The following is a 26,355-nucleotide window of genomic DNA, read 5'->3' on the forward strand; positions in this document are numbered from 1 at the left end:
TAAATAACAAAATATGGTAATGCATATTTGTTTTGACCAAATTATTAACGAGCCAACTGATGATTAAGGGATTACCTGTATTCGATCTTGCTATAATCTTCATTTATCTTGTTGGAATGATATTGGTTGGTTTTTATTTCTCTAGAAAAAATAAAAACACCGAACAGTTTACAAAGGCATCTGGTCTTATCCCGGGCTGGGCAATAGGTTTATCCATTTATGCAACCTTTTTAAGCAGCAATACATTTTTAGGTGTGCCCGGCAAGGCTTTTGGAGGAAACTGGAATGCGTTTGTTTTCAGTATATCTATGCCTTTTGCTGCCTGGATAGCCTCAAAATATTTCGTTCCATTTTATAGAAATAGTGGAGAAATATCAGCCTATACGCATTTAGAAAACAGATTCGGTGCGTGGGCAAGGGTATATGCTGTAATTTGTTTTTTACTTACCCAGTTGGCAAGGATGGGGTCTATTTTTTTTGGTATAGCTTTAAGTTTGCAGGCATTAACCGGCTTTTCCATGCAAATCATTATGGTGGTAATGGGAGTTTGCATTATACTATACACAGTTTTAGGTGGTATTGAGGCTGTAATATGGACAGAAGTTGTGCAGGCAGTTGTTAAAACTTTTGGTGCATTACTCATACTGTATCTCATTATTTCAAATATGCCTGGTGGTGTTTCTAAAATTGTAGCTATAGGTCAATCGGCAAATAAGTTTAGTTTAGGTAGCTTAAAACCCGATTTTATTGGCTCATCATTTTGGGTAGTTTTGTTATATGGATTTTTTATCAACCTAAACAACTTTGGGATGGATCAAAATTATATTCAGCGTTATCACACGGCTTCATCAAGCAAAGCAGCATCAAAATCTATTTGGCTATGTGTATGGCTCTATATACCTGCTTCACTATTGTTTTTTATTATAGGATCTTGCTTATACGCCTATTATGAAGTTACCCCGGATTTGATACAATCCATAAAGCATCAGGTTGCATTAGAACGATTGCCAATAAATTCTTCGCCTGCTACTATTTTAAATTTAGAAAATACACTTACTCCTGCTGATTATGGAGATAAAATTATGCCTCATTTTATGGTTACAAAAATTCCTGTTGGTTTAGTGGGCTTGATTGTTTCAGCGATTTTATCGGCCGCAATGAGTACCATCAGTTCGGGTATGAATGCATCGGCAACGGTATTTTCAGTTGATATTTACAAGCGATACATCAAGCCAGATGTTACAGAGCGGCAAAACTTATCGGCACTGCATATTGCAACCATAGGATTTGGACTATTAGGTATGCTTGCCGGCATCGCAATGATTGGTGTAAAAAGTATTCTTGATGTTTGGTGGGAACTTTCAGGAATTTTTGCCGCCGGGATGTTAGGCTTGTTTTTACTCGGGATTGTAAGCCGGCAATCCAAAAATCATGAGGCAATTATTGCGACTATGATTGGTATTGCAGTAATCATCTGGATGACTTTTTCTTATCTGCTGCCAACAAAGTATGAAGCTTTCAGCTATCCGCTGCACAAAAATATGATAATTGTAGTGGGTACTTTAACCATCTTTTTAACAGGCATTATCCTTACAAAATTGAAGAATAAAAAAGTAACTACTACCAATTAAGCTGATCAAATCTATAAATTATAACCCTCCAAAATAATGGAAAACTCAGAAAAAGGGTTCATCCCTGTAATGCTAACGCCCTTTTTAAATAATGGCAATATAGATTATGATGCGCTGACCCAACTTACCGAAATTTATTTACAAGCTGGTGCATCGGGCTTATTTGCAAATTGCCTCTCGAGCGAAATGTTTGAATTAACGGATGGAGAAAGGATTCAATCCATTAAACATGTTTTAAAAGTTGTTAATGGTGCTGTACCCGTAGTTGCAACAGGAACTTTTGGTGGTACCATTGTTAAACAAGCAGATTTTATTAAAGGAGTTAGCGATTTAGGTGTTGATGCAGTAATTGCAATAACAGGTTTACTAGCACAGGAAGATGAAACCGATGAGGTTTTTAACGAGCGTGTTTTTGATTTGTTGAAGCAAACAGATTCAATTCCCATCGGGTTTTATGAGTGCCCTGTTCCCTATAAAAGGATTTTGAAACCGAAGCAGTTGAGCGATTTTGTTGCAACAAACCGAGTGATTTATCACAAAGACACCAGTTTGGATTTGCATCAAATTAAGGAAAAATTAAAACTTACGGAAGGATATAAATTCGGTTTGTATGATGCTTATATTGGTCATGCAGTAGAATCACTGAAGGCTGGGTCTTCAGGTTTATCTTGCATACAAGGCAATTACTTTCCCGAGCTAATTGTATGGTTGTGTGATAATTATAATAATGATTCCTTTGCTGAGGAGTTATCTTTAGTACATAAATTTTTAGTTGATAATATGGAAGTGATGCATCATGTTTATCCTATGGTTTCAAAATATTTCCTGCAAAAGCGTGGATTAGATATTTCTACTTTTACTCGAAGAGCTGTTGGAAACTTAACACCAACCATTATTGAAGGAGTTGAAAAATTATTTGATGATTATACGGCATTGCGTAGCCAATTAAATATTCAGGTATATATTTAATAGGTAATTGTTCTGACACATTAATTTAAGTACTTCCTTTTATAATCTAGCGGCGTCATCCCAGTTACTTTTTTAAAATGCCTGTAAAAGTTAGAAACGTTATTAAAGCCACAATCAAAACATATCATTTCAGTAGGTAACTTATTCTCTATTAAAAATCTGCAAGCATGGCTCACCCTAATTTCTATTAAAAAATCGTAAAAGGTTTTCTTAGTCATTAATTTAAAATACCTGCAAAAAGAAGTTACGCTTAAATTGCTTAATGATGCAACCTCATCAAGTGTAATATCCTTTTTGTAATTGCTCAGGGTATAATTGCAAATTTTATTTATACGAAGGGTTTCCGATTCATTTGATTGATAGAAGGTGTTTTTGCTCGCTACAATGGTTTCAAATTCATCTGTTTCGGCCAGTGTTTTTAAAATAGACAACAAAATAATAACCCTATCTAAATTTGCGGCGCTAACGGCTAAATGCATTAAATCTACCAGCTTTTCTTTTGTAGAACCTTTAATAACCATTCCGCTTTTTGCTTTCTCAAATAATTTAGGAATTAAATATGCTTCAGGTAAATTAATCAGGTATTTCCCTAAACAATCGGGCAAGAAATGGATAACCATTGCTTCGGTATTTAAATCGGCATTGCCTTGAAAATATTCATCTTTACAACGCCAGGTATGCGGTAAATTTTCTCCTAAAAGAATCATTTCATCAGGTTCAAAATTACTGATATTGTCGCCAATAAATCTTACACCTTCGCCCTTAATCACGTAATGCAACTCCAACTCTGGGTGGTAATGCCAAATATTTCCAAAATCAGGTTTGATATCATGCCTGATACTAAATGAACTTTGAAGCGTAATGGGAACTTTGTGAAAATGAGGTTTCATAAGATGATTTATATTTGGCTACTTTCAGCGAAATAATGTTTGGGCACATCATCAGCTTAAAGCTCTAAAGTTAACCTATGTGATGATAATATCCTATATTAATTTGCTAAAAAGTTTCATTAAATAGTAATCTTGATTGCTGAGTTTTGTATATAGCCCAATGGGCGATAACCAAAATATAAACCTACAAATTATTCTAATATGAATATTTTGTTTATTAATGAATTATTAAAGGCGATTAATCTATAAAAATTTCTGTAGTTTTAAACACAAAATCTGATAGAAAGTTGGTCGATTTTGATATGATATGTTTTTAATATAGACAATTTTCTAATACCATTTAAACACATTTTACATTAAAAAATTACATTGATTAACAATAAATACGCAATGAAAATATCAACACTGGTTTTGTTTTTAATGCTCTCAAATATTGCCGCAATGTTTGCGCAAAATAAATCGGCATCTGTTGAGGATAAAGTTAAATACACAAAAGTAATTACTGAACGTGCTGAAAAAATTGTGAGCTCACTTTCTTTAAGCGATGTAGCAAAATCGCAAAAAGTAACTGCTACTATTAGAGATCAATACAGTAACCTCAATGATATTTACGCCGAACGTGATGCCGAAGTAAAATCAATTAAAGAAAAATATAAAGATGATAAAGCTTTACGCGATACTGCAATTGCGAAAGTAAATCGTGGTGTAGAATCTTCCCTTTCAAAGCTCCACAAAAAATACATCAATAAGCTTTCAGCTAATTTAACTACAGAACAAATCGACTTAGTGAAAAATGGCATGACTTACAATGTTTTGCCGATAACTTATAAAGCTTATCAGGAAGAAATCCTAACCTTAACAGAACCTCAGAAAAAACAAATTTTAACCTGGTTAACAGAAGCCCGAGAACATGCAATTGATGCGGAATCATCTGATAAAAAGCATGCCTGGTTCGGGAAATATAAAGGCAGAATTAATAACTATCTCTCGGCTGCTGGATATGATTTAAAGAAAGAAGGAGTAGAGTGGGAAAAAAGGCGTAAAGCAAAAAGTAATGGCCAAGGTAATTAACCTGAAGCCATAATTTTCGCTTAAAAAATTTTTCGCTTTTTTATTTAAGAATATAATATTTATATATGAATTTTATTTCTATATTGTAGTGCTTTAAAAGTAGTTAAATTATTAACCTTTAATAGGTTACCTTATATGATAACAAAGTATAAGCTTTAGTGCAAAATAATTTTTATAAGCTGTTTTTGATAGAAAAATGAAGTATTAATATACTTTCTAACCAAATAATAAATAGAATTATAACAAAGAAATGAGCCATCTTTATCTAAACGCCTATCCCGGTTTTTATAAAAAGGTATCTGTAAATTTTCTTTAATGATATAAAAGCATTTAAAATTTTAATTTTTTAGCTCAACACATAAATATTTCTTTCTTAAACAGATAAACGTAAAGCAAATAATTGCCGGAAAATATAATGCTTTAACAGCATTAAAAACTAACCAAATAATACATATGAACTTAAAATTTTTACGCAAACTTTCTTTGTCCTTGCTGCTCATGCTTTTGGCAAGTTCAATTCTATTTGCTCAAGATCGAAAGATTACGGGTAAAGTCGTCGATCAATCAGACGGAACTGGCATTCCAGGAGTTAATGTTAGCTTAAAGGGTATTCCGAGTAATGTGAGTACCAATGCAGATGGCGTTTACACCATTCAGGTAAAATCCAATGCCGATGTTTTGGTTTTTTCATACATCGGTTACTTAAGGCAACAAATTGCAGTTGGTGCGCAAAGCACAATTAATGTAAGATTGGTGTCTGATAATAAAGATTTAGAAGATGTAGTTATTGTTGGATATGGTGTACAGAAAAAAGCGTCATTAACCGGGGCAATTTCTACGCCTGATTTAAAAAAGGTTGAAGATATTCCAGCTTTAAATATGTCATCAGCATTAAGAGGAACTGTTGTTGGATTAAGTGTGTCAGGTGGCGCTCAACGCCCTGGTCAAGGAACAACAATTACCATTCGAAATCCTGTTGCTTATGCTAAAGATGGCGGGCAAGGAACAAATCCAATTTTTGTAATTGATGATATCATTAGAACCCAAACTGATTTTGACCTTTTGGATATTAACGAAGTTGAAAGTGTTGCGATTTTAAAAGACGCAGAAGCTGCGGTATTCGGTGTTCAAGGTGCAAATGGAGTAGTGCTTGTTCGTACTAAAAAAGGAAAAATTGGTGCGCCAAAACTTTCTCTAAGTACTTCGCTAGGCGTTTCTACTGCTACTACAATGCCTAAGTTTATGAATTCGTCTCAATTGGGTACGTTTTTAAATGATTACACTCAGGCTTCAGCTTATATACAAACGGTGCCGGGTGTGCCTGTTCCTAATTTTTACAATGCCGATGGTTATTTGGTTAATGGTACAACCGGTGTTGTAGCCACAACAAGAAATGCCAATTGGTTTACTCCTGATGAATTGGCTTACTTCGGTAATAATAGTCACGATTATTTCAATGAGGCTTTTAAAGATGCTTATGTCTATCGTACAGCATTAAACATTAGCGGAGGTTCTGATAAAGTAACCTATTTTATTGGCGGCGATTATGTAAATCAAAATTCAAACTTTAAAGGAATTAATTCTTATAAATATGGCTTAAGAGCTTCAGTTGAAGCAAAACCAGCCAAAGGATTGGTAACATCATTATCATTAAATACAAATGTTGGTTATTCCCGTAGCTATTGGTACAAATTAACTAGTACCTCAGAAAACTTAGACAACGATGCTGCTTCTTTACAAAATGTACAGCCTTGGCAAGAATATTTCATCAATGGTAACCCAGTTATTATTGGTGGTAGCAATACAGGTGGTAATGATAACATCAACTTTTTTCAAATTCAAAACTCAAATAACTTTACCGGTGGTACAAGTACCTCAACCAATATCCTAGGTAAAGTAACTTACGAAATCCCTGGTATTAAAGGCTTGATGGCTACGGCAACGTTTAATAAAAACTTAAATAGTGCTAACAATAAGCAATTTGGTACAACTTTCGTTTATTACAAGTATGCAGGTTTGGGTTCAAATAATCATATTCCCGGCGGCGCACTTCTAGGAACTTTTAATGTACTAAATGGCGATAAAGTTCGCTTAAACCCAACCTTTGCAGATTCTTATCAGTTTGATGGAGGTTTAAATTACAACCGTAGTTTTGGTAAACATAACATCACTGCTCTTGCATTATTTGAGCAACGTGAACAATACAGCGAAGGTGTAGCTGCAGAAAGTACAGGAGTTGTTGTTGGTGCGTTACCATATCAAACTTTTACAACAGGGGTAAGCAGTTCTACACAAACGGGTCAATTAGGTCAGGCTGGTTTTCAGGCTTTTATTTCTCGTGCAAATTATGATTATGATGGTAAATATTTAGCACAATTGGTATTTCGTGCCGATGGAAGTTCGAGGTTTGCTCCAGGTAAAAACTGGGGTTATTTTCCTGCGGCATCAGTAGGGTGGGTTTTATCAAAAGAAGCTTTTATAGCCGATAATTTTAAATGGATAGATCAATTAAAAGTTAGGGTATCGGTTGGTTTATCTGGTGTAGATAATACAAAAGCATATCAATATTTAGCAAATTACAATTTAGGAACTGGTAGCAGTGGTGGTGCTGTTTTTGGCGAAGGCGATAGAAGTGTAGCAATTAAGCCAAATTTAGCTATCCCAAATGCAGATGTAAGGTGGAACAAAGAACTTAAAACAGATTATGGTGTGGATATGGCTTTCTTAAAAAATCGCCTGTCGTTTTCTGCAGATTATTTCTTTAACCGCGGAACAAATATTTTAACAGCTTTAAACTCTTCAGTACCAGCAACAATTGGTGCAACCACACCAACCGAGAACTACAATAACGTAAATACATTCGGTTACGAATTTTCACTTGCCTGGAGAGATCGTATTGGAGAAGATTTCACTTACAGCTTTAGTCCCTTCTATTCTTGGTCTGATAACAAAGCGTTAAAAGTAGATCAATCTGCAAGCATTATTGGTACGATACAAGATGTAACTGGTCGTTCTACAGATTTAGGTGTTTTCGGATATAAATCGTTAGGAATTATTAGAACGCAGGCAGAAGCTGATGCAATCATTGCTCAAAGGGCTACTGCCGCTGGCGGTTCTGCAAATGTTAAAATTTTAGGTCAGCCTTTGCAGCCAGGTATGATAAACTATGAAGATGTGAATGGTGATGGTGTTATCGGAACAGATTTGAAAGACCAGTATTATGTTAAAGACCGTCAAAATAACCACAACAGCTTAGGTTTAAACTTTAGCGTTGGTTATAAAGGTTTAAATTTGAATGTAATCATGGGCATGTCCTGGGGTGGTTGGACAAATATTGATGGTTTAAAACCAGCAAACCAATCTAGCGCATCAACAGGTGCTTCAATTTACAATAATAGAGCAGTTTATTGGGTAGATCATTGGACACCAACAAACACAAATGCAACTTATCCAAATCCATTTTTCAGAACAAACTTCGAAGCAACTTCTGATTTTTGGTTGGTTAGCGCAACTAGTTTTAGCGTAAGCAGCTTAAACCTAAGCTATTCAATACCTTCAAAATTTGCTAACAAAATAGGCATGTCTAGCGCAAGGGTTTATGCAGTAGCTACCAATCCAATACAATTTATCAACCCATTTCCTAATGATTACAGAGATTTAGCTACATCATTATATAGCTATCCAACTCTAAAAACTTGGTCGTTTGGTTTAAACATCGGATTTTAATATTTATCACCATGAAAAAAATATTCATTATAACAGCAGCGTGTTTAATAGTTTTCGGATTAAGCAATTGCAAAAAAGTGCTTGACCAGCAAGATATAAGCACATTTACAGCAGATCAGGTATTTAACGATTCCACAACAGCAAAGCTTAATATAGATTACCTGTATAGCCAAAATCAACCTGGTTGGTTTGGTAACACGGGCGGGTCTATTCACGCAGCAGGTACTTATAACTTAACAGAAGAAGGCCAGGGTAGTAATAACTTTGTTTTGGGTACTGTGACTATAGAAAACGTTACAGACATAGGTGTTGCAAATACCACATCGAATGCGTACGGTAAAATACGTACCATAAATACATTTATTAGAGATATAAATGCCGGGACTTTAGATGCAGGGGTTAAACGTAGATTTGCTGCACAAGCCTATTTTTGGAGAGCTTACCGCTATTTCGAATTGGTAAAATTATATGGTGGTGTGCCATTGGTTTTAGTTCCGCTTGATGCTGTTGGCGACCAAGCTAAAAAAGATGCTTTGGTACCTAGAAGTAAAACGAGCGAAGTTTTTGCACAAATAAAAAAAGATTTAGATTCATCAGTAAAATACCTTCCTGGCAAATGGCCTAAAAAAGCCGATTATGGTAGAATTACTTCTGGTGCTGCTGCTGCTTTTATGGGTCGGGTTTTGTTAACTTACGCAAGTCCGCAATTTAACCCTAACAACGATGCAACAAGATGGCAATCTGCTTACGATGCAAATAAAACAGCGGTTACACTTTTATCTGCGAACGGTTACGGCCTTTATAACAAATGGGATTACACCATGTGGACTTTAGATGGAGCAAACGAAGGTGGAATTCCTCTAAACCCTGAATCGGTTTTTGTTACAGCATATAATACCACAAGTGCTGATGCTGCAGCAAATAGTAATACGTATGATAATGGTGCAAGACCACGTTCTGTATCTGGTGGAGGTTCTTTTAACCCAAGCTACGAAATGAGTTTGGCTTTCCCTATGGCCGATGGTAAACCAGCAGCCGGAACGGGTGCATCAACAAAATATCCTTATGCATTAAGTTCATTTTATAAAAACAGAGACCCACGCTTTTATCAAACCATTGCTTACAATGGCGCAACATGGGGCAGTGTTATGGGTTCTTCACGTTTGTGGACCTATTTCTTCTTCACGAATGCAGCGGGTACCACTAATAAATCTACCGAAGCAACTGCAAGTAATACAGGCTTTTATTTACGTAAAGGTGTTGATGAAAGTAAAGCTTCGCCTTCTACTTTTATCGGTACAAACTGGCCAGAAATTCGCTATGCTGAGGTTTTATTAAACCTTGCAGAATGTGCTGCGGAATTAAACAAAACAGGTTTGGCTGATGAATCTTACGCAAATTTAATAGCACTAAGAAAAAGAGCCGGATTAGAAGCTGGTTCTGATGGATTATACGGATTAACAGCAGGTTTAAACCGTGTTGATTTGGTAAATGCAATCATGAAAGAAAGACAAATCGAATTTGCATTTGAAGGTAAAAGATTCTGGGATTTGAGAAGAAGAAAGTTATTGGAATCTACCTTAAACGGAACGCGTAGAAATGCACTTGTAGTTCAATTAAGAAATACGGCTACATCTACAGATTATATTGCATTAACCAGAGAGGCTTCTGCCGCTGCATCACTCGATGCATTTTACACAAGCAACTTTATTGTAAGTTTAAAAGTGCTGGATAATCAGAATATAAATTTTCAGGCTGGTAATTACTTCTACGGTATCCCAACTGCTGCATTAAATAATAATATAAACCTGGTGCAAAATAACACTTGGGGCGGTGCGTTTGATCCACTTCAATAATTTTAGCTGATTAAAATAACATCTAAATCACAATCGTTCTCGATTTTATATTTGGTTTAAAGGAAGCAACTTATTGCTTCCTTTTTTTATTTAAGAATGTTACATTTATATATGAATTTTATTTCTATCTTGTAACGTGGCTATCAGGATAAAATTGAGTTGTTACAAGTGTTTTCTTTAATCGATAATATGATACAGTATTTAGAGAAAATTATACTGAAAACAACTTAAGATAGTATGCAAATTTGAAATATATTATACTTTCTAACCAAAATTTATAACAAAAGAACAATAGAACTTAGCTTCATATTTCAAAGGCCGGTAAAGATTTTTATTCGGTAAAAAATAAATGCTAAAATTCTTTTGCCACTTTAATGAGCTAAATACAAATGAAAAAGAACTTATTAAATCTGCTGTTTTCTTCAGCGTTAATACTCTCAACTGGTTCTGCTTTTGCACAATACCCAAATATTCCTGCTGATGTTAAAAAAACATCCGATTCGATGATGAAGGAAGCTTACTACCAATCAGATATTGCATGGGAAAAAGCTAAGCCTATCATTGCTAAAGAAGCTGCGGAAGGCAAACCTTACGTTCCCTGGGCTGGCCGACCAACAGATTTGCCACAGGCAGAAATTTTGGCTTTTCCTGGTGCTGAAGGTGGTGGCGCTTACAGTTTTGGCGGTCGCGGTGGAAGAGTTATCGTGGTGAAAAATTTAAATGATAGTGGTCCGGGTTCTTTGCGTGATGCCTGTGAACAGGGCGGAGCCAGAATCGTTGTTTTTAATGTTGCTGGTATCATTAAAATTAAAACTCCGCTAATCATTCGTGCACCATACATCACCATAGAAGGGCAAACAGCTCCTGGCGATGGAGTTTGTGTTGCCGGTGAGTCGGTTTGGTTGAACACACATGATGTAATTGTTCGTTTCATGCGTTTTAGAAGGGGTGAAACTTTTGTTGGTCGCCGCGATGATGCCATAGGCGGTAATCCCGTTGGCAATATTATGATTGACCACGTTTCTGCAAGCTGGGGGCTAGATGAAAACATGTCGATGTATCGCCACATGTATAACGACAGTACGGGTAAAATTGAGGATAAACTGGCAACAGTTAACATCACCATTCAGAATTCAATTTTTGCCGAGGCTTTAGATACCTGGAACCATGCTTTTGGCAGTACATTAGGAGGCGAAAACTGTACTTTTATGCGTAATCTGTGGGCGGATAATGGTGCCAGAAATCCTTCCATTGGTTGGAATGGCATTTTTAATTTTGCTAATAATGTGATTTTCAATTGGAACAATCGTTCTACAGATGGGGGAGATTATACCGCTTTATACAATATCATAAATAATTATTACAAACCAGGCCCGGTTACCGATTTGAAAGAGCCGATAAGTTATCGCATTTTAAAACCAGAATCTGGAAGAAGTAAACTGCCTTATGTAGTTTTCGGTCGTGCTTATGTAGAGGGAAATATCATCGAAGGCAATGAAAAAGTAACTAAAGACAATTGGAATGGTGGCGTACAGCTTGAAAATAAAAAAGGTGAATTGATGACTTATGAGCAATCATCGCCATATTTCGCAGCAATGCGGGTTAGAAAACCTTTCCCAATGGCCAAGATTACCATTTTGCCAACTTTAACAGCTAAAGACTATGTTTTAACTAACGTTGGTGCCAATTTACCAAAAAGAGACCCGGTTGATATTCGGGTAATTAAACAGGTTAAAACAGGTAAAATTGATTTTCTAGAAAATGTAAAACTACCTGATAAAAAAGATTTCGAACACCGTCGTTTACCAAAAGATTCTTATAAGATGGGCATCATCACTGATGTTAGTCAAGTTGGTGGCTACCCGGAATATAAAGGTACGCCTTATAAAGATGCTGATGATGACGGAATGCCCGATGCTTACGAGTTGAAAAATGGGTTGAATCCTAAAGATGCATCAGATGCGGCAAAAATTACCAAAATTGGTTATTCAAACATCGAAGTGTATTTAAATAGTGTTGTTCCGGTATCAACAGTAAAACCAAATTAACATGCGTAATTGGAATTCAATTCTGGCTGCCATTGCTTTGTGTGGTTTCGGCAATATCGCATTTGCGCAATACCCGGTAATTCCGGAGGCGATGGAGAAAAAAGCCGATTCTCTTTTAAAGAGTATTGAGCAGAAATCTGAATTACAATTTTTAAGAGTAAAGCATATTGTTGATGCTGAGGCAAAACAAGGCAAGCCATATATTCCATGGGCTGCAAAACCCAGCGATTTACCGCAATCAAAATTAGTGGCATTTCCCGGTGCTGAAGGTGGTGGCGCTTATGCATATGGCGGTCGCGGTGGCAAAGTTTATGTGGTAACCAGTTTAAATGATTCCGGCAAAGGAACCTTACGCGAGGCTTGCGAACAAGGTGGCTCTAGAATTATTGTATTCAACGTTTCGGGGATTATTAAACTAAAAACACCTTTAATCATTCGTGCACCATATATTACTATTGCCGGTCAAAGCGCACCCGGAGATGGGATTTGTGTTGCTGGCGAATCGGTTTGGATAAATACGCATGACGTGGTGATTCGCTACATGCGTTTTCGCCGTGGCGCTACCGATGTAACGCGAAGAGATGATGCCATTGGTGGTAATCCGGTAGGAAATATCATCATCGACCATGTATCGGCAAGTTGGGGTTTGGATGAAAATATGTCGATTTATCGCCATGTTTACGACCCAAAAGATGGCTCTAAACCTGTAAAACTGCCAACGGTAAACGTTACCATTCAAAACTCCATTTTTTCTGAGGCTTTAGATACTTACAATCATGCCTTCGGAAGTACAATTGGTGGTTTAAACTCTACTTTTATGCGGAATTTATGGGCATCAAATATCAGTCGTAATCCTTCCGTTGGTATGTATGGCGATTTTGGTTTCGCCAATAATGTAATTTTCAACTGGTGGAATAGAAGTGCTGATGGTGGCGACAACGCATCTTTTTATAGTTTTATTAATAATTATTACAAACCTGGACCCATAACGCCTGCAGGTGAACCCATTGCTTATCGCATTTTGAAGCCAGAATCGGGTAGAGATAAACGCTTTACAAATGAATTTGGCAAAGCGTATATAACCGGAAATATTGTTGAAGGAAACGAAAAAGTGACTTCAAATAATTGGGATGGTGGTGTACAGCCAGAAAGTAAGCGGGATAAGCAAAAGCTGTTGGATTCTATTCGTGTAGATAAACCGCTACCTATGGCAAAAATTTCCATCATCGAAACCAAAAAAGCTTACGATTATGTTTTGGCTAATGCCGGTGCAGCTTTGCCCATTCGCGATGCGGTTGATAAACGCATTGTAGAGCAGGTTTCAACAGGTAAAATACAACATGTTGAGGATGAAAAATTGCCAGCTTTTCAAAGTTATGTCAAGCGCCGCTTACCAGCAGATTCTTATAAAAAAGGGATAATTTCTGATATTGCCCAAGTTGGTGGCTACCCAGAATATAAAGGAACACCGTATGTTGATACCGACAACGATGGTATTCCTGATGCATACGAAATCAAGCATGGCTTAAACCCAAAAGATGGTAAAGATGCAGCGAAAATCACAAAATCGGGGTATGCAAATATTGAAGTTTATTTAAATAGTTTAGTAGAGGTAAATAAGGTAAGACCGGAGAAGAGTTGAGGGATGGAGGCACGGAAGATGAAGGGATGGAAGATGGATGAGGGTGTAAAGCAGAAAGCATAAGGTAAAAATAGTGGAATTGGAGAGATGGAAAAGGAAAGGATGGATGAGGGAAGATGAAGGGATGGAAGATGGATGAGGGAAGATGAAGGGATGGAAGATGGATGCTGGTGTAAAGCAGAAAGCATAAAGTAAAAATAGTGGAATTGCATATTAAGCTTGCTGTAGGGCTGTCGTCATGCTGAATTTATTTCAGCATCTTTCATGCCATAAAGACCCTGAAGGAATAGGGTGAATACCGTTAACAGAATGGTAGATAGCAATAAGAATTAGGGCTGTCGTCATGCTGAATTTATTTCAGCATCTTTCATGCTATAGAGACCCTGATATGATTTCAGGTTGACGACTGTTGATAGACTGTAGAGAACAATAAAAAAATGTTAAATACTAACCAAAAATATTACGTAACAAAAAGCTTTGACAACTTGATGCGCAACACGCCTATCAGGTTTTCAAAACTGATTATTCTATTTTATTTTCTTGGCATCAATTTAACATCATTCGCTCAAAAAATAAAACCTATCGAGCCACCAAAACCAATTTACAAAGGTAAGGTTGGTAAATTGGCTTATACCGCTGATGCGCAAGGAAACCGCATTCCTGATTTTTCTTTTGCAGGTTATATGGCTGGTGAAAAATCAATTCCAGATGCTACTGTTAAAGTCCTCGTTCCTATAAAAGACGGAGATGCTACTTTAAGAATTCAGTCTGCGATTAATTACGTGTCAAAATTACCCACCGGAAAAGATGGTTTACGCGGTGCAGTTTTATTAGACAAAGGAACCTACCAGGTTTCCGGAACGCTAAAAATATCAACTTCTGGCGTTGTACTACGCGGAACTGGAATGGGCGAAAATGGAACTAAAATCTTCGCTACGGGTTTAGATAGGATTGGGGTTATTAGAATTCTGGGCAAAAACGATAAAATACAAGAATCGCCGGTTGCCATTGCAGATAATTATGTTCCTGTAAATGCGACAAAAATCACTTTAACAAATGTTAGTGGCTTTAAAGTTGGAGATCAAATCATAATCAATCGCCCATCTACAAAAGAATGGATTGAAACCTTAAAAACAGTTGAGTTTGGTGGTGGAGAAAGCGCCTTAGGTTGGAAACCAGGAACCAGAGATATCCATTGGGATAGAAAAATTATTGCAATAAATGGTTCGGAAATTACAATCGATGCACCAATAACAACTGCTTTGGATGCTAAATTTGGGGGTGCAACCGTTTCAAAATATCAATGGAACAATAGAATTTCTCAATCCGGCGTAGAAAATTTAAAATTCGAATCAGATTATCATAAAGAAAATATTAAAGATGAATACCACCGCTGGACTGCCATTTGTTTGGAAAATGTTCAGGATGCATGGGTTCGTCAGGTTGTTTTTGAGCATTTTGCAGGTTCTGCAGTTAATGTACTCGAAACGGCCAGAAGAATTACTGTTGAAGATTGTAAATCCCTTAACCCAATTTCGGAGATTGGTGGTGAACGCCGCTACACTTTTTTAACTACAGGTCAGCAAACGCTTTTTCAAAGGTTATATTCGGAATATGGCTACCATGATTTTGCTGTTGGTTTTTGTGCTCCCGGACCAAATGTTTTTGTGCAATGCCAGTCGTATTTACCATTTAGTTTTAGTGGTACAATTGATAGCTGGGCATCGGGTGTACTTTTCGATATTGTAAACATCGATGGGCAAGCATTGAGTTATTTAAATCGTGGTCAGGATGGGCAAGGTGCAGGATGGAGTGCGGCAAACAGTGTTTTTTGGCAATGCAGTGCAGCAAGAGTTGATAATTTTCAGCCGCCAACGGCTCAAAACTGGGCTTTCGGTACCTGGGCTCAATTTGCCGGAAATGGCTATTGGGATATGTCGAACGAGCAAATTCAGCCCCGAAGCTTGTATTATGCACAATTGAAAGATAGATTGGGCAGTGAAGTGGATAACAGAACTTTTATATTGCCGATGGAAACCGAAGCCTCAAGCAGCCCCCCGGTTGATGTTGCACTAAAGCTTACTAAATTGGCTTATCAACCAGCACTTACGGTTTCTGAATACATCGATGCTGCATCTGAGAGAAACAGAATTCCTACAGAGCGTAATCAGGTAAAAAGTATTGATAATATTGGTTTGGATAAAGTTGTTCAGCCTGCAATGGCCGAAACCATGCGCATAAAAAATGGTTGGCTGGTTCGTGGTGATAAAATCATTTTGGGCAATCGGCAGGATGTTCCCTGGTGGAACGGCAGCGCTCGTCCGTACGGTTTAAAAAATACCAAATTTCACATAACCCGTTTTGTTCCTGGTCGCTCAGGGAATGGTTTAACCGATGATTTGGACGCTCTTACCGACTCAATGAAAAACGGTTCCGTTAAAATAATCGACCATAATTATGGCCTTTGGTATGATAGAAGACGAGACGACCACGAACGCATTCGCCGCATGGATGGTGAGGTTTGGGCGCCGTTTTACGAATTGCCTTTTGCCCGTAGCGGGCGAGATAGGGCCTGGGACGGCCTGAGTAAATATGACATAAAAAAGTACAACCTTTGGTATTGGGATAGGTTAAAAACTTTTGCAAACCTGGCCGACCAAAAGGGTTTAGTCTTAATCCATGAAAATTATTTTCAGCACAATATTATTGAGGCTGGGGCACATTATGCAGATTTTCCCTGTCGTACCGCAAACAACATCAACAATACTGGTTTTCCAGAACCGGTTCCTTATGCAGGAGATAAACGCATTTTCATGGCTGAACAGTTTTACGATATTTCTAACGAAAATCGCAAGGCAATACATCAAGCTTACATCCGTAAATGCTTAGAAAATTTTGATGGAAATTCTGGTGTCATCCAATTAATTGGTGCAGAGTTTACTGGTCCCTTGCATTTTGTGCAGTTCTGGTTAGATACTATAAAAGAATGGGAAAAGGAAACGGGCAAACATCCAATTGTGGGTTTAAGTGTAACGAAAGACGTTCAGGATGCCATTTTAGCAGATAAGCAAAGAGCCGATATAGTTGATTTAATTGATATAAAATATTGGCATTATCAGGCAGACGGAACTGCTTATGCCCCAAATGGCGGCTTAAATCTGGCTCCACGACAACATGCCAGATTGTTAAAACCTAAAAAAGCATCTTTTGAAGAAGTTTATCATGCTGTTTCAGAATATAGAAATAAATTTCCTGAAAAGGCAGTGATGTATTCTGGTGATAACTTCGACAGTTTCGGTTGGGCAGTTTTAATGGCCGGAGGTTCATTATCTAATGTTCAAAATATTGATGCGGCTACACTTAATTCGATTTCAAAAATGAGAACCTTTCTTCCGGCAGGAAAGAATACCCAACAATACGGTTTAGAAAATGCGGGCAAAAATTACATTTTATACAACGCATCTACAGCATCTGCAACTTTAGATTTAGGCAAAATTTCTGGGAAATTTGTGGTAAAAATCATTGATGCCAAGAACGGAAGCCTACTGAAAGAGGAAAAAATTAGTGGCAATGCCATCGCTAAAATCAATAAAGTTGGAAAGGGCGATGAAGTCATCATCATCAATAAGATATAGCGCATGAAGATAAAATCTAAAATATTTCTTTTATCCATCCTAGCTTTGCTAACCTTTGGCTGCAAGAGAGAAGCTCATTTTGGTGATAAGAGTTTGTTGGTTTCTGAAAATGGAAGATACTTAACTACTGGAGATGGAAAACCATTTTTCTGGCTGGGCGATACGGCTTGGTTACTGTTTAGCAGATTAAATCGAGATGAAGTAAACACTTATCTGGAAGATAGAAAGCAAAAGCGTTTTAATGTTATTCAGGTGATGGTTTTGCATGATGTTCAGTCTAGAAACACCTATTTAGATTCTTCTTTAGTTCGTGCTGATGTTTCAAAACCAGTGGTTACCCCTGGCAACAATCCGCAGGATACTGTGGCTTACGATTATTGGGACCATATCGATTATGCTGTAGATAAGGCTGCAGAAAAAGGACTTTACATGGCCTTAGTGCCAGTTTGGGGTACAAATGTGAAAGTGGGTAAAGTATCAGCCGCACAGGCCAAAGTTTATGCCGAATTTTTGGCCAAACGATATAAAGATAAATGGAACATCATTTGGTTAAATGGTGGCGATATTAAGGGTAGCGATGGATTAAAGGTTTGGAATACAATTGGTGAGACCTTAAGAAAAAACGACACCAATCATCTGCTCACTTTTCATCCACGTGGACGAACAGCTGGCTCGGCATGGTTTCATAAGGCAAAATGGAACGATTTTGATATGATTCAATCTGGCCATCGCCGTTACGATCAGGATACCTCTAAAAATGAAAAACTGCATTACGGTGAAGATAACTGGAAATACATCGAGTCTGATTATAAGTTAAAACCCACAAAACCAACAATTGATGGTGAACCATCTTACGAAGGTATTCCGCAAGGTTTACACGATACAACCGAAGTTAGATGGACAGCTGCTGATGTGCGACGTTATGGTTATTGGTCGGTTTTTGCCGGTGCTTTTGGATACACTTATGGCAATAACGCGGTAATGCAAATGCATAAATTTACCGATAAAAAACCTGCTTATGGCCCTAAAGAGGAGTGGGCTACAGCAATTAATGCACCTGGAGCGAAGCAAATGCAATACCTGAAAAATTTAATGCTTTCTCGCTCATATTTCGACCGAGTGCCCGACCAAACTTTAATAGCCGGCGAAAACGGTGAAAAATATGACAGGGTATTGGGCACCAGAGGTGAAGAATTTGCCATGCTTTACACCTATACCGGAAGAAATTTTAGTGTACAGCTGGGTAAGATTGATGGAGATGATGTAAAGGCAACATGGTTTAATCCACGAACTGGAAAAAATATTGCTATTGGCGTATTCGAAAATAAGGGAATTAAAGCATTTAACCCTCCTGGTGAACCTGCAAATGGTAATGACTGGGTTTTGGTTTTGGATAGTGAATAGATTACGGAGTTTGGCGTTGCGTGTATGCCCAAACCGTCATTGCGAGGTACGAAGCAATCTCCTTGATAGGTTAAGGCGGTCGTCATTCTCAATTTTATTGGAAATCATAAAATGAAAGAACTGCTAAAAGATTAAGAGTTACGCCTAAAATGGAAATACGAGGCGAAATAAGCAATGTGCAAAGAATAACATAAAAACAATTAGTGTTTAAATCAAATTTCATATCATCCCTTCGTTTAGCTGTAATCGGCCTGGCCTTCTGCGGATTTACTTCATGCTCAAAACAAGCCTATTTATTTACATCTTTTCACGAACCAGCTACAGAAGGTTTAAGATTGCTGTATAGTTACGATGCTTACCACTGGAGAGATTTGAACAAAACTTTTTTAAAGCCGGAAGTTGGTACTCAAAAGGTTTTACGAGACCCATCGATTGCTCAAGGCCCAGATGGAACTTTTCACTTGGTTTGGACATGCAGCTGGAAAGGCGATAAAGGTTTCGGTTACGCAAGCTCAAAGGATTTAATCGTTTGGAGCGAACAGAAATTTATTCCGGTGATGGAAGGCGAACCAAAGACCGTTAACGTTTGGGCACCAGAAATTTTTTATGATGATTATAAGCGGGAATTTGTAATCATCTGGGCATCCACTATTCCTTTTCGTTTCGCAAAGGGTATTGAAGATGAAGAGAATAACCATCGCATGTATTCCATTACGACAAAAGATTTTGTGGGTTTTTCGAAACCTAAACTATTTTTAGACCCGGGTTTTAGTGTAATTGATGCGGTAATTGTAAAACGAGCAAGCAAAGATTTTGTATTGGTTTTGAAAGACAATACCCGCCCGAATAGAAATTTAAAAGTGGCTTCAGGGAAAGATGCATTAGGTCCTTACGAGAATGTTTCTCAAACTTTTAGTCCCAAATTAACCGAAGGGCCAACGGTGATTAAAGTGAAAAACGATTGGTTGATATATTTCGACGCTTACGGGCAGAAGATTTATTCGGCATATAAAACCTCTGATTTTAAATCTTTTAAGGATGTGACTTCAGAAGTTTCCATCCCTGAAGGACATAAACACGGAACGATTATAAAAGTGAAGAGGAAAATAATTGAGGGGTTGAAGCATGATAGATAGTGTTTAAAAAGGTCGTCATGCTGAATTTATTTCAGCATCTTTTGGAAAAGCAAATCATAGAGACGAACCAAAAGAATTAGCATAATAACATGATAATAGTTAAAATACTTTTTTTATTTCTAGCTTTTGTATTTGCGATACAAACCTCGCAAGCGCAAGATACCGTACGTTATACTGGTAAAACGTTGGTTAATGCAGATTATCACCACGGGCAACTTACACCGGTAGTGGGGGTGCATAATATCCAAACTTTTAGAGCGAATAGAGAACATCCGGAATGGGCAGAAAATTTTGGCTGGACATACAACCATGCGCCAATGTTAGCCTATTGGAACAACAAATTTTACGTCGAATATTTGAGTGATAAGGTTGGAGAAAGCATCCCGCCAGGACAAACATTGCTGCAATCTTCAAAAGATGGATACACCTGGACAAAACCCGATGTGATATTTCCCATTTACCGAATCCCCGATGGAACTACAAAACAAGGAAGAACAGATGTGGCAAAAGATTTAGATGCTGTAATGCACCAACGCATGGGTTTTTATGTTTCTACCAAGAATGTGTTTTTGGTTTTAGGCTTTTATGCCATCAGTTTCGATGCCAAAGACGACCCGAATGATGGACATGGAATTGGCAGAGCGGTACGCGAAATACAGGCAGATGGAAAATATGGCCCAATCTATTTTATACATTATAATCCTGGGTATTCAGCTCAAAATACCAAGTATCCATGCTTCGCTACAAGTAAAAACAAAGCTTTTGTTAATGCTTGTAAAGAATTGTTAACGAATAAGTTAATGACGCAGCAATGGAATGAGGAGGCTGATAGGAAAGATCCTTTAATAACCTTGCAAAAACAATACAAAGCATTTAGTTACTACCATTTATCTGATGGAAGGGTAGTTGGTTTATGGAAAAATGCCTTAACCGCAATAAGCAATGATAACGGAAAAAGCTGGCCGGAAAATGCCGCAAGAGCACCGGGTTTTGTAAATAGCAACGCTAAAATCTGGGGACAAAAAACTGCTGATGGAAACTATGCAACAGTTTATAATCCTTCAGAATACAGATGGCCCTTAGCCATTTCAACCAGTAAGAACGGTTTGGATTATACCAATCTTTCCTTGGTGCATGGCGAAATTACCCCAATGCGCTACGGTGGAAATTACAAATCTTATGGTCCGCAGTATGTTCGTGGAATTATTGAGGGAAATGGAAAACCCGCAGACGGAAAGCTATGGGTAACCTACAGCATGAATAAGGAAGATATCTGGGTTTCTTCGATTCCTCTGCCAGTTGAAACCGAAGTTAAACAACATATCAATGACGATTTTAGTAAAATGTCCACTAATTCGGTGCTCGATAAATGGAATATTTATAGTCCGGTTTGGGCGCCTGTTAAAATAGAAGGCGGTACATTGGTTTTAAAAGATAAAGATCCTTTTGATTATGCGAAAGCTGAAAGAGTATTTCCAGCATCCAAAAAGATTATTACTTGGTTTTCGGTTACGGCCAATCAAAACAACTTTGGTTTGTTGGAAGTGGAACTTCAGGATGCTAAAGGGATGGCAACTGTTCGTTTAACGTTTGATACGGCAGGCGTGCTAAGTGCAAAAGCTGGGGCCCGCTATAAAAACTTCATGAAATATGAAGCGGGAAAAACCTATGATATTAAATTGAAACTGGATGCTTTTACCAGATTCTACACCGTAAGCATTAACGGAAAAGATGTTTTAACAAGTTTAGCATTTCAACCCGTGGCTGAGGTTTCTCGTATTGTTTTCCGTACTGGTGATGTACGTCGTTTTCCGGATGTTGATACCCCTGCCGACCAAGCCAATGATTTGAAAAATGCTGGAGAGTCAGAACAAAAAGAGGCCGTATTTTCTATTAAATATTTAAAAACGGAGGGATTTTAAGATGGTAAGAATTAGAAGACAAATCGTCATTGCGAGGAGGAGCGGCAAAGCATTCTCATTTCAGAATTCTGGTTATGTCAACTTACACAATCCCGACTTTGTAATATCGACCGCGTCGGTATGCCCATCATTCTGTGTTACGAAGCAATCGCTCTTATTATTACTCTTCTTTTTCTTTACTATCTCCGCAAACGCCAAAATCCTTTTACCTCAAATTTTATCCAGTAATATGGTTTTACAACGTGATAAACCCATCAACATTTGGGGTTTTGCATCACCAAATGAAAAAGTGGAAATCACATTTGCTGGTCAGAAAAAGCAAGCCATCACTGATAAAAATGGGTACTGGCTGGTGGTGTTGGCTCCGTTAAAAACATCGGCTCTGCCTCAAACGATGATGATTTCCGGTACCAATACAATCCAATTAACCAATATTCTTGTTGGCGAAGTTTGGTTATGTTCAGGGCAATCAAACATGGAATACGCCATGCGAAAATTGGCGAAAATTCCTAAACCAAAAAATGAAAAATTAGGTTTCCCTGCTGATGAAGTGGAACTGGCAAAAAATCAGCAAATCAGGATATTTCTGGTGAATCGCAAACAATTGAGCAAGCCAGATTCTGTTCATAAAAGCTGGGCTGTTGCGCAAGATTCTGCTTTGCGTTCGTTTTCTGCCGTAGGTTATTTTTTCGCGAAAGAATTGCAAAGCAAACTTGGTATTCCAGTGGGGGTAATTTCTTCGGCAGTTCCTGGCAGTGCCATCGAACCATGGATTACTGAAAAAGCGTTCGCTGCTGAACCTTACTTCAACGATAAAAAAGTCGGAAACGACCCTGGCAAATTCTACACACCAATGGTTGAACCGCTTACCAATTTTAAAATTCGTGGAGTTTTGTGGTATCAAGGAGAAACCAATTGCTTTTTAAACGAAACACTGAGCTACTCTTATAAAATGAAAGCTTTGATAAAAAGTTGGCGTAAGGCTTGGGGTGAAGAATTTCCTTTCTACTACGTGCAAATTGCTCCGTTTAATTACAGCAAGCAAAAAAGCGATAAAGTTACCTTAACAGCAGATACCGAACCGAATTTTTGGGAAGCACAAGCACAGTTGTTAAGATTGCCAAACACTGGCTTGATTTCGACAAACGACTTAAACGATTCGAATGATGATTTGCACCCAACTTATAAATGGGAAGTGGGTAGAAGATTGGCACTTTGGGCTTTAGCTAAAACATACTATCAAAAAATAGACTTTTCAGGACCGATTTATAAATCATTTTCAATTAAAAACGGAAAAGCATTTGTAGATTTTTATTACCTGAATACACAGGCTCCAATTACCGGTTTCACCATCGCTGGTAAAGATGGAAAATATGTAAATGCTGATGCAATAGTTAAAGATGGGAAAGTAGTGGTGTCATCAACAGCTGTAAAAGAACCTGTTGCCGTTCGCTACAATTGGACAGAAAATCCAACCGGAAATTTTTACAGCAATGGATTGCCCGCTTTGCCTTTTAGAACCAATAATCCGCTAACCACTCAATTTAAGGCCAATTAATGAAAATCAGGTTTACACTTTTCCTTTCTTTAATGATGATGTTTTGCTTTGTACATGCACAGCAAAGCGAAAAACTATATCTATCAGGAACTGGAAATGACAATACGGTAAATTGGGATTTTTTCTGCACCGAAGGAATGAATTCTGGTAAATGGACCACCATACCGGTTCCTTCAAATTGGGAATTGCAAGGTTTCGGGAAATACAATTATGGCTTTAATAAAGAGGCAAATAAGGGAAAAGAAAAAGGATGGTATAAATATAAATTTACAGTACCATCAAACTGGAAAAACCGAAAAATAAATATTGTGTTTGAGGGCTCAATGACGGATACTGAAGTTATAATCAATGGTAAATCGGCAGGTGCAATTCACCACGGTTCTTTCTATGTTTTCAAATATGATATTTCTAAGCTATTAAAGTTGGGAGAAGAAAATTTACTTGAAGTAACGGTTTCTAAACATTCTGCAAATCAATCGGTTAATGAGGCAGAAAGGAAAGCTGATTTCTGGATTTTCGGTGGTATTTTCAGACCGGTTTATCTAGAATCTTTGCCACAAACCTATATTGAAAGCGTTCAGATTGATGCAAAAGCAAATGGCGTTTTCACAGCAAATATTTTCACTTTAGGCCAAGCCGATAAAGTTAATATTGAATTACGCGACGCAAACGGAAAGCAATTTGGTAGTGAGTTTTCTGCAAAAATAATGGCTGGTGTTACTAAAATTGAACAGGAATTTAAAAACCCGGCGCTTTGGTCGTCTGAGTTTCCAAACCTTTACCACGCCATTTTTACTTTAATAAAAAATGGAAAAATTATTCATCAAATCTCAAAAAAAATAGGTTTCAGAACCGTTGAAGTAAGGGAGCGTGATGGTGTATATGTTAATGGTGTAAAAATGAAATTTAAAGGGGTAAATCGCCATTCGTTTTATCCATCCTCGGGCAGAACAACCAGTAGAAAAATTAGCATTGCTGACGTTTCATTGATGAAGGAAATGAATATGAATGCCGTTCGAATGTCGCATTACCCACCTGATGGTCACTTTCTAGAAGTTTGTGATTCCCTTGGTTTATTCGTGATGGATGAATTGGCTGGCTGGCATGGCACTTACGATACACCTACAGGAACGAAATTATTTAAGGAAATGATGGCAAATGATGAGAATCATCCATCTATTATTTTCTGGGCAAATGGAAATGAAGGCGGCCACAACCGTGAACTAGACCATTTATTTACTGAAAATGACCTGCAAAAACGCCCTTTGATTCATCCCTGGGAAGTGTTTAATGGTTTTGAAACTACGCATTACCGCGAATTTAATTATGGAATTGGCAACTATGACCACGGCCACAATATTTTAATGCCAACCGAATTTCTTCATGGCATGTGGGATGGTGGTCATGGTGCTGGAATAGAAGATTACTGGAATGCCATGTGGAACAATCCATTGTCGGCAGGGGGTTTTTTATGGGATTTTGCCGATCAGGCGGTAGTTCGTACAGATAAAAATGACGAGTTAGATACAGATGGAAATCATGGTCCAGACGGAATTGTTGGTCCTTATCATGAAAAAGAAGGCAGTTTCTTTACCATTAAAGAAGTCTGGAGCCCCGTTTTTGTGGAGAAAAGAGAAATGACTTCAGGTTTCGATGGTTCATTTCTATTGGAAAATCGTTATGCTTTTACCAATCTCAACCAATGTACTTTCGATTGGAAATTGAAGAAATTAAAAGCAGGAACCGATGCTGAATTTAAAACCGGTAAAGCCGATGCGCCAAACATCAAACCTTTTGAAAAGGGGAAACTTCAAATCAATCTTCCGGCAGATTGGAGGAGTTTTGATGCTTTGTATCTAACGGTTAAAGATTTTTATGGCAAAGAATTATTTACCTGGAGTTTCCCGATTGCGTTACCGAAAGATGATGCTGATAAAATGGTTGTTAAAACGGGTTCATCAAAAGTAGTTTTAAAAGAATCGGCAATAGCTTACCAGGTTTCTGCCAATGGGATTCAATTAACTTTTGATAAACAAACAGGATTACTACAGCAGGCTAAAAATTCAACAGGCGTTATCCCTTTTTCTAATGGTCCGGTTTTGCAGGAAGGCATTAATAATTTTAAAAACTTCACAGCAAAAATGGTTGATGGAAATTTAATTATCTCATCCACTTATGATAAAAAAGATGGTTACAATACTTTGCAATGGACAATTTATCCTTCGGGTTGGTTAAAAATGCAGGTTAAATATTTTCCTTCTGCTTACTTCACCACTTTTGTAGGTGTTAACTTTTCCTATCCTGAAACGGAAATTAAAGGCGTTGAATATAAAGGAAATGGACCCTACCGCGTTTGGAAAAACCGAATGAAAGGTACCGAATTTGGTGTTTGGAAGAAGGATTACAACAATTCTGCAACGGGTGAACCGCCCTGGCAATATCCAGAATTTAAGGGTTATTACTCCAACATGTACTGGTGCGAATTTATTGGTAAATCGCAAAATTTTAGAGTGATAACCGATAGAGAGGACATTTTTTTGAGGCTATTCACGCCTAAAAAATCAATAGATACGGAGTACGATAATATGAGTCCTACCTTCCCAAATGGAGATATTTCTTTTATGAATGGTATTTCGGCAATTGGTACAAAGACGCAAAAACCAGAAACCACCGGGCCAATGGGTATGAAACATGTGTTTTATGATTTTGACAAAGAACCAAGCAGAGCATTGGATATGACATTTTATTTTGATTTTTCACTTAACAGCTCGTCATTGCGAGGAGGCACGACAAAGCAATCTCCTTAAATAATTTAATAAAAGAGATTGCTTCAGCTCGCTCATTACCAGCTTCGCATAGACGACCGT

The 26,355-nt window shown here is 37.6% G+C and carries 14 protein-coding genes; 13 read left to right on the forward strand and 1 reads right to left on the reverse strand.

The window, feature by feature from the left end; genetic code table 11:
- Window positions 1-59 precede the first annotated feature (59 nt).
- Window positions 60-1,631 (forward strand): sodium:solute symporter, encoded by a 1,572-nt coding sequence (locus D7004_RS11495; RefSeq protein ID WP_244214310.1) that lies wholly within the window; start codon window positions 60-62, stop codon window positions 1,629-1,631.
- Window positions 1,632-1,667: 36 nt separating this feature from the next.
- The gene (locus D7004_RS11500; RefSeq protein WP_123206006.1) at window positions 1,668-2,600 is read left to right on the forward strand and encodes a dihydrodipicolinate synthase family protein; all 933 of its coding nucleotides are present in this window, start codon (window positions 1,668-1,670) and stop codon (window positions 2,598-2,600) included.
- A 20-nt stretch (window positions 2,601-2,620) separates the two neighbouring features.
- On the opposite strand, the gene D7004_RS11505 is transcribed toward D7004_RS11500, so the two are convergent.
- Window positions 2,621-3,490 carry an AraC family transcriptional regulator gene (locus tag D7004_RS11505; protein ID WP_123206007.1) on the reverse strand — a complete coding sequence of 290 codons (870 nt, stop codon included), beginning with the start codon at window positions 3,488-3,490 and terminating at the stop codon, window positions 2,621-2,623.
- 390 nt (window positions 3,491-3,880) lie between these two features.
- On the opposite strand from D7004_RS11505, the gene D7004_RS11510 reads away from it, so the two are divergent.
- From D7004_RS11510 to D7004_RS11560, 11 genes are all read left to right on the forward strand, one after another.
- Window positions 3,881-4,561, forward strand: coding sequence for a DUF3826 domain-containing protein (locus D7004_RS11510; protein WP_123206008.1), 681 nt, complete (start codon window positions 3,881-3,883; stop codon window positions 4,559-4,561).
- 453 nt (window positions 4,562-5,014) lie between these two features.
- Window positions 5,015-8,287 (forward strand): SusC/RagA family TonB-linked outer membrane protein, encoded by a 3,273-nt coding sequence (locus tag D7004_RS11515; RefSeq protein WP_123206009.1) that lies wholly within the window; start codon window positions 5,015-5,017, stop codon window positions 8,285-8,287.
- Between the two features lie 11 nt (window positions 8,288-8,298).
- Window positions 8,299-10,143, forward strand: a complete 1,845-nt coding sequence (locus D7004_RS11520; protein ID WP_123206010.1) for a RagB/SusD family nutrient uptake outer membrane protein — start codon at window positions 8,299-8,301, stop codon at window positions 10,141-10,143.
- Between the two features lie 389 nt (window positions 10,144-10,532).
- Window positions 10,533-12,191, forward strand: coding sequence for a pectate lyase family protein (locus D7004_RS11525; protein ID WP_123206011.1), 1,659 nt, complete (start codon window positions 10,533-10,535; stop codon window positions 12,189-12,191).
- Between the two features lies 1 nt (window position 12,192).
- Window positions 12,193-13,833, forward strand: coding sequence for a polysaccharide lyase (locus D7004_RS11530; protein ID WP_123206012.1), 1,641 nt, complete (start codon window positions 12,193-12,195; stop codon window positions 13,831-13,833).
- Window positions 13,834-14,270: 437 nt separating this feature from the next.
- Window positions 14,271-17,468 (forward strand): DUF6298 domain-containing protein, encoded by a 3,198-nt coding sequence (locus D7004_RS11535; RefSeq protein ID WP_244214311.1) that lies wholly within the window; start codon window positions 14,271-14,273, stop codon window positions 17,466-17,468.
- Window positions 17,469-17,471: 3 nt separating this feature from the next.
- Entirely contained in the window at window positions 17,472-18,872 is a 1,401-nt protein-coding gene (locus D7004_RS11540; protein ID WP_123206013.1) for a glycoside hydrolase family 140 protein, read from the forward strand.
- A gap of 203 nt (window positions 18,873-19,075) precedes the next feature.
- Entirely contained in the window at window positions 19,076-20,008 is a 933-nt protein-coding gene (locus D7004_RS11545) for a glycoside hydrolase family 43 protein (protein ID WP_244214312.1), read from the forward strand.
- An 89-nt stretch (window positions 20,009-20,097) separates the two neighbouring features.
- On the forward strand, window positions 20,098-21,930 hold the full coding sequence (locus tag D7004_RS11550) for a sialidase/neuraminidase family protein (RefSeq protein WP_123206014.1): 1,833 nt from the start codon (window positions 20,098-20,100) through the stop codon (window positions 21,928-21,930).
- A gap of 229 nt (window positions 21,931-22,159) precedes the next feature.
- Window positions 22,160-23,488, forward strand: coding sequence for a sialate O-acetylesterase (locus D7004_RS11555; protein WP_123206015.1), 1,329 nt, complete (start codon window positions 22,160-22,162; stop codon window positions 23,486-23,488).
- Window positions 23,488-26,295: a glycoside hydrolase family 2 protein gene (locus D7004_RS11560; protein ID WP_123206016.1), complete on the forward strand. Its 2,808-nt coding sequence runs from the start codon at window positions 23,488-23,490 to the stop codon at window positions 26,293-26,295. The genes D7004_RS11555 and D7004_RS11560 overlap by 1 nt, the downstream gene beginning before the upstream one ends.
- The last annotated feature ends 60 nt before the right edge of the window (window positions 26,296-26,355 follow it).

This window comes from Pedobacter jejuensis, from assembly GCF_003725795.1.
Lineage (GTDB): Bacteria > Bacteroidota > Bacteroidia > Sphingobacteriales > Sphingobacteriaceae > Pedobacter > Pedobacter jejuensis.